Origin of the sequence: Ruegeria jejuensis (genome assembly GCF_041537905.1) — a bacterium.
GTDB lineage: Bacteria > Pseudomonadota > Alphaproteobacteria > Rhodobacterales > Rhodobacteraceae > Ruegeria_C.
The window spans coordinates 46,010-59,780 of sequence record NZ_JBGRUO010000027.1 but is presented as its reverse complement, the minus strand read 5'-3'; the positions used below and the strand labels follow the sequence as shown (position 1 = coordinate 59,780).

11 protein-coding genes and 1 tRNA gene are annotated in these 13,771 nt (G+C 61.0%); 6 read left to right on the top strand and 6 right to left on the bottom strand.

Annotated elements, in window-relative coordinates:
* Positions 1–483 precede the first annotated feature (483 nt).
* From AB1E34_RS22900 to AB1E34_RS22880, 5 genes are all read right to left on the bottom strand, one after another.
* Positions 484–560 (bottom strand) — tRNA-Pro (locus AB1E34_RS22900).
* Positions 561–660: 100 nt separating this feature from the next.
* Positions 661–1,635: a DMT family transporter gene (locus AB1E34_RS22895; protein WP_372574629.1), complete on the bottom strand. Its 975-nt coding sequence runs from the start codon at positions 1,633–1,635 to the stop codon at positions 661–663.
* A gap of 138 nt (positions 1,636–1,773) precedes the next feature.
* Positions 1,774–2,877: a 3-isopropylmalate dehydrogenase gene (leuB, locus tag AB1E34_RS22890; RefSeq protein ID WP_372574628.1), complete on the bottom strand. Its 1,104-nt coding sequence runs from the start codon at positions 2,875–2,877 to the stop codon at positions 1,774–1,776.
* A gap of 317 nt (positions 2,878–3,194) precedes the next feature.
* Positions 3,195–4,313 carry a YhaZ family DNA alkylation repair protein gene (locus tag AB1E34_RS22885; protein WP_372574627.1) on the bottom strand — a complete coding sequence of 373 codons (1,119 nt, stop codon included), beginning with the start codon at positions 4,311–4,313 and terminating at the stop codon, positions 3,195–3,197.
* A gap of 3 nt (positions 4,314–4,316) precedes the next feature.
* Complete coding sequence (locus tag AB1E34_RS22880; protein WP_372574626.1) at positions 4,317–5,096, bottom strand: SDR family oxidoreductase; 780 nt, start codon at positions 5,094–5,096, stop codon at positions 4,317–4,319.
* 159 nt (positions 5,097–5,255) lie between these two features.
* Here AB1E34_RS22880 and AB1E34_RS22875 point away from each other — a divergent pair, with 159 nt between their 5' ends.
* Complete coding sequence (locus tag AB1E34_RS22875; RefSeq protein ID WP_372574625.1) at positions 5,256–6,245, top strand: Hint domain-containing protein; 990 nt, start codon at positions 5,256–5,258, stop codon at positions 6,243–6,245.
* A gap of 35 nt (positions 6,246–6,280) precedes the next feature.
* Here AB1E34_RS22875 and AB1E34_RS22870 read toward each other — a convergent pair whose 3' ends face one another.
* Entirely contained in the window at positions 6,281–6,643 is a 363-nt protein-coding gene (locus AB1E34_RS22870; protein WP_372574624.1) for a nuclear transport factor 2 family protein, read from the bottom strand.
* A gap of 150 nt (positions 6,644–6,793) precedes the next feature.
* On the opposite strand from AB1E34_RS22870, the gene AB1E34_RS22865 reads away from it, so the two are divergent.
* From AB1E34_RS22865 to AB1E34_RS22845, 5 genes are all read left to right on the top strand, one after another.
* Positions 6,794–8,401: a peptide chain release factor 3 gene (locus AB1E34_RS22865; protein WP_372574623.1), complete on the top strand. Its 1,608-nt coding sequence runs from the start codon at positions 6,794–6,796 to the stop codon at positions 8,399–8,401.
* Positions 8,402–8,446: 45 nt separating this feature from the next.
* Entirely contained in the window at positions 8,447–9,187 is a 741-nt protein-coding gene (locus tag AB1E34_RS22860; RefSeq protein WP_372574622.1) for a hypothetical protein, read from the top strand.
* 258 nt (positions 9,188–9,445) lie between these two features.
* Positions 9,446–11,128: a glycosyltransferase family 2 protein gene (locus tag AB1E34_RS22855; protein ID WP_372574621.1), complete on the top strand. Its 1,683-nt coding sequence runs from the start codon at positions 9,446–9,448 to the stop codon at positions 11,126–11,128.
* Positions 11,129–11,244: 116 nt separating this feature from the next.
* Positions 11,245–12,189: a glycosyltransferase family 2 protein gene (locus tag AB1E34_RS22850; RefSeq protein ID WP_372574620.1), complete on the top strand. Its 945-nt coding sequence runs from the start codon at positions 11,245–11,247 to the stop codon at positions 12,187–12,189.
* 191 nt (positions 12,190–12,380) lie between these two features.
* The gene (locus AB1E34_RS22845) at positions 12,381–13,769 is read left to right on the top strand and encodes a DEAD/DEAH box helicase (protein WP_372574619.1); all 1,389 of its coding nucleotides are present in this window, start codon (positions 12,381–12,383) and stop codon (positions 13,767–13,769) included.
* Positions 13,770–13,771: the final 2 nt, after the last annotated feature.

Below are 13,771 nucleotides of genomic sequence, written 5' to 3'. Positions count from 1 at the left end.
CTCTTTGGAAAGTAAGGCTGAAGCCGCGCCATCTGCTCATCGGTCAGCCAGAATAGATTGCTCATGTTATACCCCTGAAACTCACGGGCATGAATCACGCAGGCGGGATGACGGCAACAAAATTAATAGGTCCAGAACCTAAAAAACAAGCCCTTGAAGCCAATGACGTGGATGAATAAGACCAAAGGCGCGCGCGTATGGTGAAAAGGTATCACACGAGCTTCCCAACCTTTGCTGCTAGCATCGTTTGTGTTTGACAAGCTTAATGGCCGCTTCGAACTGCGGTGATTGTCATCCTTGCGGTTGCAGTGAATGACGGCTTCGCGTTCCACACGCCTAGTGAGTAGCTATGAAGCCATCCAGCTATGCTCCGCGAAGCGTTCTTTCATTTTCAATACGTTGGACAAAGTGGGCCCATATAGAGGAAAAAGTTATGGTCCCTAGGACAAGTTCCCTGCAATTCTACAAGGAGCCCTGTTTTATTGGTCGGAGTGGCGAGATTCGAACTCACGACCCCTGCCTCCCGAAGACAGTGCTCTACCAGGCTGAGCTACACTCCGACCGTGACGCTGGGCAATATAGCCAAGTTATGGGATTGGCAAGACTGTCTCGTTCGAAAACGCCGGTTTCCAGAAAAGACTTTGTGCGTCGTCAAATCCTTTACTTACCCGCGCTTTCCTCTTCGTCGCGGCTCTGCATGCGGCGCAGGATGGCGCCTGCGCGCAGCGAGTTGCCGGTGCCGCCTCGGGTCCGGGTGCGCAGGACCGGGGTTGTGGTTGACGTTGGTCCGCGGCTTTCGCGGAAGATGATATAGAGACCGCTGGCAATGATGACCGAGGCCCCCAGTGCCGTGGTTCGGTCGATGGTTTCGCCGAAGATCAGATAGCCATAGGCGGTGGCCCAGAGGATCTGCGAATATTGCATCGGGGCCACGATGGCCGCCTCTCCGAGGCGATAGGCCCGGATCAGACCCAGCATGGCCAGAAAGGCCAGCGCAGCGATCAGGGCCATCCTGCCGAAATCGGCTGCCGGCATCGGCTCGTAAACAAAGAACAGCGTGCAGCCCAGCACCAGAAAGCTGGTCATCATCGGATAGATCAACAGCACGACGCTGCGTTCTTCGCGCCCGATCTTGCGCACGATGACCGAATTGGTCGCACCACCTATGGCGGAGATAAGCGCTGCCAGATGGCCCAAAGACAGGTGCGCGTCTCCGGGGCGCAAAACGATGATCACGCCGATCAGGCCGACCGTCACCGCAGCCCAGCGATGTAGGCCCACCTTTTCGCCCAATACCGGGATCGCCAGCACTGTAATGATCAATGGCGCAGCGAAGAGGATCGAATAGACCTGTGCAAGCGGCAGGATCGTGAAGGCATAAAATGCCCCAAGCGCACTGCACAGCATCGCCGCGCAGCGACCGGCGATCCACCAGGGGTGCACCGGGCGCAGATGACCTTCCGAGGCATCGCCCATCATCATCAGCACCACCAGCGGAAACCCGAGCAGGCCGGAAAAGAACAGCAACTGGACCGGTGAATAGCTGCCGCCAAGGAATTTGACGAACACGTCATGGGTCGAAAATATCCCGAAGGCCAGCAGCCCGAACAGGCTGCCCTGAAGATTTCTACCCAGCTGCGGCATGGTAAGTCGGCTTTTCTAAGAGAGGGGTGTTGGCGCTATCATCGAGCAAAGCGCGATCGGCGTAAAGGCCTGCCCAATCAAAAAACGCGGGCAAATGCCCGCGTTTGTCATTGTCACTTTGTCGCGCCGTCAAAGGCTGGCATTCAGCGCCTCGACGATCTTGTCACCCATCTGCGAGGTCGAGACGGGCTGCATCCCCTCTTCGCCCAGCAGGTCGGCTGTGCGCACACCATCCGCCAGCACTTTTTCCACCGCCGCTTCCAGACGGTCGGCCTCGGCACCCTGATCAAAGCTGTAGCGCAGCGCCATGGCAAAGCTGAGGATACAGGCAATCGGGTTCGCCTTGCCCTGGCCGGTGATATCGGGCGCCGAGCCATGGACCGGCTCGTACATCGCCTTGGGGCGGCCATTGGCCATCGGGGCACCCAGGCTGGCCGAGGGCAACATGCCCAGCGAGCCGGTCAGCATCGCGGCACAGTCGGACAGAATATCGCCGAACAGGTTGTCGGTAACGATCACATCGAACTGCTTGGGCGCGCGCACCAGCTGCATGGCGCCATTGTCGGCATACATATGGCTTACCTCGACCTCGGGGTAGTCGGCAGCGACGCGGGTCACCACCTCGCGCCAGAGGATGCCCGATTCCATCACATTGGCTTTTTCCATCGAGCACAGCTTCTTGTTGCGGCGCATCGCCAACTCGAAGGCCGCGCGCGCGGCACGTTCGATTTCGGATTCGGTGTAGCGCTGGGTGTTGATGCCCACCCGCTCGTTGCCTTCTTCGATAATGCCGCGCGGCTCACCGAAATAGACGCCCGAGGTCAGCTCGCGTACGATCATGATATCGAGGCCCGCGACGATGTCTTTCTTCAACGACGAGAAATCCGCCAGCGCGTCGAAACATTGCGCTGGGCGCAGGTTGGCGAACAGGTCCATCTCTTTGCGCAGGCGCAGCAAACCGCGCTCGGGCTTCACGCTGAAATCCAGATCGTCGTATTTAGGACCACCCACGGCGCCCAGTAGAACCGCATCCACTTCCTGCGCCTTGGCCATGGTGTCATCGTGCAGCGGTGTGCCATGGGCATCATAGGCCGCGCCGCCCACCAGATCCTCGCTGACATCAAAAACCAGCTCGCGATTGTCACCAAACCAGCCGATGATCTTGCGCACTTCGGTCATGACTTCGGGGCCAATCCCGTCTCCGGGCAGAATGAGAAGCGAGGGGTTGGACATCAGGGCTCTCCTTGCGATTTGTCGACAGGGCCCTAGCGCGCCGGGCGATCAGGGTCAATGCGGTGCAGGGGTTTGCGCAGATCATCAGCGCGCGCGCAGCGCTGAGCATTCTGCGCGCAGGTTTGATCGGAAAGACCTCGTTCCCGGCGTCTTGGGCCAAACAGGAACAGGCACTCACGCAACAGGCAGTATTGGACAAGCCTGAGCTCTCTTGAGCCCTCGCTACCTGTCGCACGCGCGCGTGCGTCTCCTATTCTCCCAAAAAAGGGTCACATCCGTGGCATGAAGGTCGACATTATCTGAAAGTCTGCCGTGCGTTACGTTTCCTGCATCAGCTCGAACGTGGCACTGGCGCGGGTGCGCCCGTTGACCTGAACCTCGATCAAATGGCTGCCCGGCACCAGTTTGAAGGTCGTGGCATTGCCTTTGAGCTTGTGCGTTTTCGGTAGGCTCAGCCCGCCGGTCTCGATACGGGTCTGCTTGAGTTTATGAACCTTGGGCGAGACCTTGCCGCCGGGGCGCTGGAAATGAATGATGTAATCGACCAAAACCGGTGTCGGGCGCGGGGCGGTCAGATCGACGGTAAAGGCCAGCGACTCTCCGATATGGGCCTTGTCCGGCACATGCAGCACGGCGCTCAGTTCCGCATCCGGGTCATAACCGAGTTCCTTCATCGCGCCGGGATGCCCCTGCTTGACCAGACCGCGCAGGGCCTGGCCCGTCATCCAGCGCAACTCTTCCGCGCCTTGCTGGCCGCTCGCGCGCCAGTCTGACACCCGCCCGAGCACCAGATCGGCGTCCTTCTTGGCAATATCGTTGAGGTGATTGGCAACCGAGCGCGTCACATATCGCGTCGGGTCCGTATGAAGCCGGTCGAGCAGCGGCAAGGGATCGGACAGCTCCAGCGGGATGCTCTGACCCCACGGCAGGCGCGGTCGTGTCCCCTCGCTGACCAGCCGCCGGACATGATAGCTGTCATGCGCGCACCAGCGCTCCATGCGGGTCAGCACATGATCGGGATCGGCGTTCAGAAAAGGCCGGATCGCCCATTCCATCGAAAACCGCTGGGTCAATTCCTCGATCACATCCAGCGCAAGATCGGGGTCATCGGCCCCGACCTTGACCACCCATTCCCCCAGTGGGGCGAAGATGAAATCGCCGAAATCATCATCGCTCAGCGTCGGGTCCAACGGCTCCGGCAACGCCTTCAGGATCACCGGCGCGACCGATTTCAAATCCCCCGGCACCGCTTCCGAAAGGCAGTCCGCGATCCAGTCGATACGTTCTTTCAGTTCCAGTTCAGGAAGCCGCGCCATGACGCTTGCCTCGAACCTGTCTCGCTCAAAACGCGTGGACGCGCTCTCGAAAAGGCCTGCGAGGTAGGCGACCTTGTCGGCATTGAACAGCTGATCCTTCAGCGAAAAACCCTGTGCCATGGCTCAGATGGTCGCGTTGACGTTGCCACCATCAAGCAGGATGTTCTGCCCAACGATGAAGCCCGCATGCTGCGAACACAGGAAGGCACAGGCGGCCCCGAACTCTTCGGGCTTGCCGTCACGCCCGGCGGGGATCGAAGACTGGCGGGCAGCACGCGCCTGATCAAAGGATATCCCTTCCCGCGCGGCGGTGGATTGATCCAGCGCATCGATCCGGTCGGTGGCATGGCTGCCGGGCAGCAGGTTGTTGATATTCACCCCATGGGATGCCACCTGCCGTGATGTCCCGGCGACATAACCGGTCAGCCCGGTGCGGGCCGAATTGGACAGGCCCAGAATGGCAATCGGTGCCTTGACCGATTGCGAGGTGATGTTAACCACCCTGCCCCAGCCCTTGTCGATCATGCCCGGCAGCAGCGCCGTCATCATCGCAATCGGCGTCAGCATATTGGCATCCAGCGCTTTGAGGAAATCCTCACGTCCCCAGTCCGACCAGAGCCCCGGCGGCGGGCCGCCCGCATTGTTGACGAGGATATCCACACCCTCAGCTGCCGCGATCACCTGCGCCTGACCCTCGACGCTGGTTACATCGCAGGCGACGGTGTCCACCGACACGCCATGGGCGGTGCGGATCATCTGCGCCGTCTCTTCCAGCGCCTCTGCGCCACGCGCGTTCAGGACGAGATCGACGCCCGCCGCAGCCAGCGTCTCGGCACAGGCGCGGCCCAGCCCCTTGCTGCTGGCGCAGACAAGCGCACGTTTGCCCGCAATTCCAAGATCCATCATTCTCTCCTTATGCCAGATCGTTCGGACCCTACGTCACCTTGAGGAGCGTTGATGAAAATGCCCGCAACCTGACCTATCTGTGCCACATTCTCGCACTAGCCAACATGTAGTGTGAAAGTTACCAGTACGAATCCTTGTTCGAGTAGAAGACCCGTTATGCATCTGACCATCAACAGCCCTGTTCAATCTCTTCTTGTCTACCCTGCCGACGCCTTCACGGTGATCGAGGGCGTCAATCAGGGGGATGCGCTGTCTCCCGCAGATGATCTGGTTCTGGACGATGTCTACCGGTTGCATCCGAGTGGCGAACAAGACCGGCTTGCGATGCATCTCGACCATGATGGCGGCTTCACCGTCGCGCTGGATACCAGGCTGGGGCAACCCGGTGGCACAGTGCATCTGGACAGCGCCCTGAGCCTTGTCTCGTCCGAGGGGATAAGCGTCGATGCGGTGCTGCTGGTCGAGGTTGATGCCGCCGGACTGATCGCTGAAATCTATCTGCTTCCCCTGACCCCCTTGCGCACGCAGAGCACGTATACGCTGGTGGGCGTGAACCGCCGCGCGGCGCGCGAGACGCTGGCGCGGGTGCCATCGATCGCGTTCACACGCGGCACCCATATCACGCTGGCCACCGGCGCGCAGGCGCGGATCGAAACGCTCAGAGCCGGTGATCGCGTCCTGACCCGTGACCAGGGTCCGCAGCAGGTGCTCTGGGCGGGCCGCACCACAGTGGGCGCTGTTGGCGATAACTCCCTGGTGATGATCCGCAGCGGTGCGTTGAACAATGAAAACGATCTGATCGTCAGCCCGAACCACCGGTTGGCCGCCCCGCAGCGCACGGATGCGCCCGAAGCGCTTGTCAGCGCCCGCCATCTGATCGATGGCGAGTCTGTCTTTGCAATCGAAGGTGGCCGTGTCGAATATTATCAGATCCTCTTCGCGCGCCCGCATCAGGTCTATGCCGAAGGGATCGCCGCCGACCTGTTGCCAATCGACCCGCGTGTCAAACCCGCCCTGCCACATGACCTGCCGGATCAGGTCAGCCTGCTGCTGCATGCCCGCAACAGACGCGAGCAGGACATGGCACAGGCGCTGCTGCACCGGCCCGATGCCATGGACCTCTTGCGCCGCGCCGCTATCGGCTGACCTGGCACTGATCCAAAGTCCGGCGCTATCGGCACCTAACAAAAGAACTCTTCCCGCACGATCTTGCCCCCGGCCACGTGATAGATGGCAACCTCGCGCCGGTCGAAAGATTCGCCGGTATCCTTGCGCTTGCCCCGAGCCTCGTAAACCACCGCGAACCGGTCGTCGCCATGCAGGAACGGCCCCATGACGCTGCCCATAGAAACCTCGGTCGCACGCGCACGCCATTCATGTTTGCTGCGGATCGCATCAAGGCCGCGCAGCGTGCGGCCAAACCCCCAGGCATCAGCGGCATCGACCGATACCGCCCCCGGCGCATAAAGCGTTTCCAGGTTGCTTTTGCAGCTATTGCGGCGGCAGCCCGAAACCAGTTCTTCGGCGATTTCCTGCAATGTCATGTCACTCTCTCCGCCGCAAATGTTCACTTAATGTTCTCATAGCTGATCTGCCTGAGTCGGTAAAGCGGTGGATCGTGGAATCGACTGCAAAAAGCCGCGCGCGGAGCCTTTTTCTTGCACCCGGTCAGAGCGTCACCTATACGCCCGCTCATGTTGGACACCGCCACAAACCGCCCCGCTCTGCCGCCCGAGATCGCGCGCCGCCGCACATTTGCGATCATCTCGCATCCGGATGCGGGCAAGACCACGCTGACCGAGAAATTCCTGCTCTATGGTGGTGCCATCCAGATGGCTGGCCAAGTGCGCGCCAAGGGCGAGGCGCGGCGCACGCGCTCCGATTTCATGCAGATGGAGAAAGATCGGGGCATCTCGGTCTCGGCCTCGGCCATGTCCTTTGACTATGGCACCTTCCGGTTCAATCTGGTGGACACGCCCGGTCACTCGGATTTCTCGGAAGACACCTATCGCACCCTGACGGCGGTGGATGCGGCAGTAATGGTGATCGACGGCGCGAAGGGCGTGGAAAGCCAGACGCAGAAACTGTTCGAGGTCTGCCGGTTGCGCGATCTGCCAATCCTGACCTTCTGTAACAAGATGGACCGCGAAAGCCGCGATACGTTCGAGATCATCGACGAGATTCAGGAAATGCTGGCCATCGACGTGACGCCCGCCGCCTGGCCGATCGGCGTGGGCCGCGACTTCATCGGCTGTTACGACATGCTGCGCGATCGTCTCGAACTGATGGACCGCGCCGACCGCAACAAGGTCGCCGAAAGCATCGAGATCAACGGGCTCGATGATCCGAAACTGGCCGAACACGTCCCCGCGCACCTGCTGGACAAGTTGCTGGAAGAGGTCGAGATGGCGCGTGAATTGCTGCCCAAACTCGACCCGCAAGCGGTGCTTGAGGGGCATATGACACCGATCTGGTTCGGCTCGGCCATCAACTCGTTCGGGGTCAAGGAACTGATGGAGGGGATCGGGGATTACGGCCCGCAACCGCAGGTGCAGACCGCCGAACCACGGCAGATTTCACCTGAAGAAACAAAGGTTTCCGGGTTTGTCTTCAAGGTGCAGGCCAACATGGACCCCAAGCACCGCGACCGGGTGGCCTTTGTCCGGATGGCCAGCGGCCATTTCAAGCGCGGCATGAAGCTGACCCATGTGCGGTCGAAAAAGCCAATGGCAATCTCAAATCCAGTCCTGTTTCTCGCGTCCGACCGCGAACTGGCCGAAGAGGCCTGGGCCGGGGACATCATTGGCATTCCCAACCACGGCCAGCTGCGCATCGGCGACACGCTGACCGAGGGCGAGGCGCTGCGGGTGACCGGTATTCCCTCCTTCGCGCCGGAACTGCTGCAAGGTGTGCGCGCAGGCGATCCGATGAAGTCCAAGCATCTGGAAAAGGCCCTGATGCAATTTGCCGAGGAAGGTGCCGCCAAGGTCTTCAAGCCCTCGATCGGATCGGGCTTTATCGTGGGCGTGGTCGGCGCGCTGCAATTTGAGGTTCTGGCCAGCCGGATCGAGATGGAATACGGCCTGCCCGTCCGCTTCGAAAGCTCGCAATTCACCTCGGCCCGCTGGGCCAGTGGCGACAAGCAGGCGTTGGACAAGTTCATCAACGCCAACAAACAGCACATCGCTTATGATCATGATGGCGACGTGGTCTACCTGACCCGCCTGCAGTGGGATATCGATCGGATTGAGCGCGACCACCCCGACGTGCGCCTGACCGCAACAAAAGAAATGATGATCTGAGGGCTTTGGATTTGCGCTGCCAACGGGCCTGTGCAATGACAAGAAATGCGGCGCGTTTACGTGACATATGAGGGCGGATTGTCCGCCATGCTGGAACGGTATAACGGCCGCCGCAAGCCGTTCTCGCCGGAGGCGGACCTGCCTCCTCTCACGGCGGATTTGACCGCGCTCACCCACCAGCCCGTAACCGAGGATGATGCCCGCCATAATCCGAAGAATGAGTCCGTCTGGGCAGTCAAACGCCGGGCCCTGGCACGGGAGTTCGTTGGAAACAGCCAGCTTGCGCTGCTGAACGGCCTGCTCATTTCACTCCTGCGAAAATCCAGCGCGCCCGATCACGCCCCTGCCCTGTTTCAAAGGCTTTGGAACGAACAGCACACCCACCTGATCGACGCGCTTGATCTCAGATGGAAGATATCCTCGGTCAACGCCTTTGCCGATCATGGCGTCAACGACACACAGCGCCAGGTCGGTCAGGCGCTGCGCATGCTGTTCGGCGTCATGAAGCTCTATGAATTCGAGCGTCTCTACAGTGGCGTCGCACCAACCAAACCTTTTGGCTTCCGCAGGAAATCCAGGCGCGCCCTGCCGTTATCCATGGGTACCTATTCGCTGCAGAACGGCGGTCTAGACATCAACATTCTGACGCCGGTCTGGGAGCTGGCGCTGACCGATGCCACGATGGCCCCACTGGTCGATCACCTGATGAACCGGTTGAACGATGATCCGGCGACCGTGTTCCGGCGACTTTCCTATATGCGGCAAAAGATTCAGGACAGAAGCTGAACCGCTTGCTTTACCACGCTTTAGCGCCGACTGGGATCGTCCCGGTCGAGGATTTTCTGACCGGCTGAGCGGAGCAATTGCTGCCGCCTCAATCGCCATCCATAAATACCGACGCTAAACTACGGGCCGCAGATTTGCGTCGGGCTGGGGTGCGGCCAAACCTGCAAGCATCAGAGACGGCAAAGTGCCAATGCAGCCTGCGCGGCAGCGACGAAAGAAAGGATGACCTAGGCGGCAAAGCCGGTTAGCTCTCGGGGCATGGACGATGACGCGATATACCCTGACGGCTTCATAAGCCTGCTGCAGAGCTTTGAGCGCAAGCTCGAACCCTATAAGGGGGTCGAGGCCGTGTTGCCCGATCCGGATGTCGATCTCGACCAGTTTCACCGCGACCGCGTGAAAGCCCCGGTGCTGCCGTCTTCGTTCGATCACCGATATGAGGCGGCGCGGAAATACCAGATTCTTCTGCAGGAGTTCGACGGAAACAGCATCCTATGGGCGGTGCATGCGATGTGCATCGCGGTTCTGCGCCGCCGCGACCCGCCCGACGCGGTGCGCCGCCTGTTCCTGCGGATCTGGCGCGAAAAGGGCGACCAGCTTGTGCAGGAGTTGCCGATACGCTGGCTGATTTCGGCCGCGACCACCTTTGCCGATCAGGGCGAAACCCCGGAGCAACGGGCGGGCGGGATGGGCCTGTCGGTGCTGTTTGACATGATAAAGCTGCATGACAGCGAGCGCCGCGTTTCAGGCTGGCGCAACGACATGGCCTTTCCGCGCCGCGACGGCGGGCTGCGCCACAAGTTGGCCTTCGGGATGGAGGGGTATTCCCTCATCAGCGGCGATCTGGACCGCAACATGCTGGCACGGCTCTGGCGACTGGCCGAGGCGGATGACGCGCTGCGCCCATTGGGGCTGCATCTGCTCGGGCGTGTTGTCTCTGACCCGAACACGGTCTTTGCGCGCGTGCGCGACTACCGGGGCGAGAAACCCCTGGCCGAGGCCCCGACCGACAGTTGGGCCGTCTGCACGACCACCGATGCGCCTACACCGGACATCCTGCGCTTTGTCGCCCATCATCTGGAACTGGGCGCAAAACGGGTTCACGTCTATCTCGACGATCCCCATTCTCCGGCTTTCGATCATCTCGACCCGCACCCGCAGGTCGCCGTGATCAGATGCGACGAGGATCATTGGCGCAGGTTCGGGCATGGGCGCCCTTCACGCCCGCTTATCCGCCAGAGCGCCAATAACGACCTGGCCTATTACGCCTGCGATGCGCATTGGCTTTGTCATCTGGAAGTGGATGAGTTCCTGTGGTCCGAAACCCCCATCTGCGACAGTCTGCGCGCCCTGAGCGGCGATGTGCACTGCGCCCGCATCCGCCCGCTGGAGGCGCTGTCCGGAGACGGGTCAGCATTCAAGGCTTCGGTGCCGCAGGGACCCGACCGCGCTGAACTGACCGCCCGCGCCTATCCCGACCATGGCTGGATGACCCATGGCGGTCTGGTAAGCGATCCGACGGGCAAGCTGTTTGCGCGCACCGGGTTGAAGAACATCAATTTCAGGATACACCGCTTCTATGACGCGGATGAGCGGCCGCTAGCCTCTGTCGAGCTTGATGGTATGAATATTTGCAACCTGGCCTCGGCGCAGCGCGATGCCTGGGTGAACAAGATCAGCGAGCGCCTGAGACAGGCGCCGCGTCGGCGCAACATGTCGGCGGAAGCCGCGCGGAAATCCGTGCATGAACAACTCAGAACCCTTGAAGCCGAAAATGGCAGGGCCGGATTGGAGGGGTTTTACGACGAAGTCTTCGCCACAACCCCGGCAACCCGCGACCGGCTGCGGCATCTGGGCCTGATCCGGTATCGGGACCTGAACCTGGATCACGCGGTACAGACACATTTACCCAAAGGGGACCAAACCCGCAGCGATTTCTAACGGATGTATTATCGGTTTGAGCGAGACGAAAGAAATGATGACCCCACCACTGCCATGCCCCAGCCTGCGCCAGATGGGGCCGCTGGCCGCTTGCCAGAAGCGGAGACTCCTTCAACATGTCTGAGGGCAAGGACAGCTGGGGCGTTGTCACCACGATCAGGGCACCGGCAGAGGACATCTTGAACTTCGCCGCCTATCATATCGAGCTTGGTGCGAAGATCATCTATATCCATCTCGACACGCCCTGCCCCGAGGTCATGGACCTGCTGCGCGCGCATCCCAGGACACGGGTGACGGTCTGCTCTGAAAACTACTGGCGAAAACGGATCGGCAAAAGCAAGCGCCCGGCCACCCATCAGTTCCGCCAGTCGCTCAATGCGACACGCGTCTATGGCACCCGGCCTCGGGTGGACTGGCTGGCGCATATCGATGTGGATGAGTTCCTCTGGCCAGACGCGCCGCTGGGTGACGCCCTCGGCGCGCTTCCGCGTTCCGTCAAGGGGGCGCTTGTGCGCCCGAATGAACTGATTGACGGCGACGGCACCCAGTTCAAAAGCTATATCCCGTCGGGCTCCGAGCGCGGCCCACTGGTCCAGCGCCTCTATCCCGAATTCGGATATTACCTGAAGGGCGGATTTCTCAGCCATGTGGTGGGAAAGGTGTTTGTGCGCACGGGGTTCGACAACATCCGGATCGGCCTGCACAGCTATGTCATAGACGGGAAACGCAATCCGGACATGATCGAGCTTGAGAATGTCGTGCTGTGCCATCGCCATGCAACAGGATGGGATGACTGGCTTGGGCATTATCGCTACAGGCTGGAAAACGGATCGTACCGCGCTGATCTTTCGCCCGCGAGATCGCGGGAGAAGGGCGGCGTCACATTGCATGAGTTGCTGAGCGCGCTGGAAGAAGAAGAGGGTGAGGCGGGCCTCCGGCGGTTCTATGATGAGGTATGTGGCGATACCGACCGCTTGCGCAATGCGCTGGCCGCCGAAGGGATGCTCAATACCCGCGATCTAGGCCTTGACTGGAAGCGACGGAAACATTTCCCCGGCTAGTTGCGGGATTGCTGCGCCACAGAGGACAATCCCGCCCGTGTCAGGTGCCGCAGCTTGTTTGTTTGACGCTCGCTCGCCTTTTTGTTATCCCCCGCGCAAGCCGTTGCGCGCGAACTGCGCTGGTCATCCGGACCCGGCACCCAACGTAAGACGCGCGGGCCAGGTTTAGTGTCCGCATATATCGGACGCATATGACAAAGTTTAACGATCTGAACCTGAACCCGAAGGTCCTCAAGGCTATTGCCGAGGCGGGCTACGAAACCCCCACCCCGATCCAGGAAGGCGCGATTCCCGCAGCCCTTGAAGGGCGCGATGTTCTGGGCATCGCCCAGACCGGCACCGGCAAGACCGCCAGCTTCACGCTGCCGATGATCACGCTGCTGGCGCGCGGACGCGCACGGGCGCGGATGCCGCGTTCCCTGGTGCTCTGCCCCACGCGGGAACTGGCCGCACAGGTGGCCGAGAACTTCGACACCTATGCCAAGCATGTCAAACTGACCAAGGCGCTGCTGATCGGCGGTGTCTCGTTCAAGGAGCAGGATGCCCTGATCGACCGGGGCGTTGATGTGCTGATCGCCACGCCGGGCCGTCTGCTGGACCATTTCGAGCGCGGCAAGCTGCTGCTGACCGGCGTGCAGATCATGGTGGTGGACGAGGCCGACCGGATGCTCGACATGGGGTTCATTCCCGATATCGAACGCATCTTCTCGCTGACGCCCTTCACCCGTCAGACACTGTTCTTCTCGGCCACCATGGCGCCCGAGATCGAGCGGATCACCAACACCTTCCTCAGCGCGCCCGCGCGGATCGAGGTGGCGCGACAGGCCACCGCCTCGGAGAATATCGAACAGGGCGTGGTGATGTTCAAAGGCTCGCGCCGCGACCGCGAGGCCAGCGAAAAACGCAAGCTGCTGCGCGCCTTGATCGATGCCGAGGGCGAGAAATGCACCAACGCGATCATCTTCTGCAACCGCAAGACGGATGTGGATATCGTCGCAAAATCGCTCAAGAAATACGGCTATGATGCGGCGCCCATCCATGGCGATCTGGATCAGAGCCAGCGGACCAAAACACTGGACGGCTTCCGCGATGGGTCCTTGCGGATTCTGGTGGCCTCCGACGTGGCGGCCCGCGGGCTGGATGTGCCCAGCGTCAGCCATGTGTTCAATTTCGACGTGCCCGGCCACCCCGAGGACTACGTGCACCGGATCGGCCGGACCGGCCGCGCGGGCCGCGACGGCAAGGCGATGATGATCTGCATCCCGCGCGACGAAAAGAATCTGGGTGCCATCGAAAAGCTGGTCCAAAAGGACATTCCGCGTATCGAGAGCCCCCTGAAAACCGAGGCCCCGAATGCCAAGGAAGAAACGGCCAAGCCCGAAACAGAAAAGGTCGCGGAGAGCGAGTCGCGCAGCAAGGAGCGCAGCTCTGACGCCAGAAGTAAGAGATCCGGTGATGGCAAAAGCCGCAGCCGCAGCCGCGATCACAAGGGGCGTGACAAGGTTGTCGGCATGGGCGACCACATGCCCAGCTTCATCGCATTGAGCTTTGCGGAACGGCGCGACCAATCGGTGGCCTGAGC

Excerpts from the sequence above, each read along its gene's own strand:
- AB1E34_RS22865 (WP_372574623.1), top strand. The coding sequence starts at position 6,794 with ATGTTGGACACCGCCACAAACCGCCCCGCTCTGCCGCCCGAGATCGCG.
- AB1E34_RS22875 (WP_372574625.1), top strand. The coding sequence starts at position 5,256 with ATGCATCTGACCATCAACAGCCCTGTTCAATCTCTTCTTGTCTACCCT.
- AB1E34_RS22885 (WP_372574627.1), bottom strand. The coding sequence starts at position 4,313 with ATGGCACAGGGTTTTTCGCTGAAGGATCAGCTGTTCAATGCCGACAAG.
- AB1E34_RS22860 (WP_372574622.1), top strand. The coding sequence starts at position 8,447 with ATGCGGCGCGTTTACGTGACATATGAGGGCGGATTGTCCGCCATGCTG.
- leuB (WP_372574628.1), bottom strand. The coding sequence starts at position 2,877 with ATGTCCAACCCCTCGCTTCTCATTCTGCCCGGAGACGGGATTGGCCCC.
- AB1E34_RS22850 (WP_372574620.1), top strand. The coding sequence starts at position 11,245 with ATGTCTGAGGGCAAGGACAGCTGGGGCGTTGTCACCACGATCAGGGCA.
- AB1E34_RS22880 (WP_372574626.1), bottom strand. The coding sequence starts at position 5,096 with ATGGATCTTGGAATTGCGGGCAAACGTGCGCTTGTCTGCGCCAGCAGC.
- AB1E34_RS22855 (WP_372574621.1), top strand. The coding sequence starts at position 9,446 with ATGGACGATGACGCGATATACCCTGACGGCTTCATAAGCCTGCTGCAG.
- AB1E34_RS22845 (WP_372574619.1), top strand. The coding sequence starts at position 12,381 with ATGACAAAGTTTAACGATCTGAACCTGAACCCGAAGGTCCTCAAGGCT.
- AB1E34_RS22870 (WP_372574624.1), bottom strand. The coding sequence starts at position 6,643 with ATGACATTGCAGGAAATCGCCGAAGAACTGGTTTCGGGCTGCCGCCGC.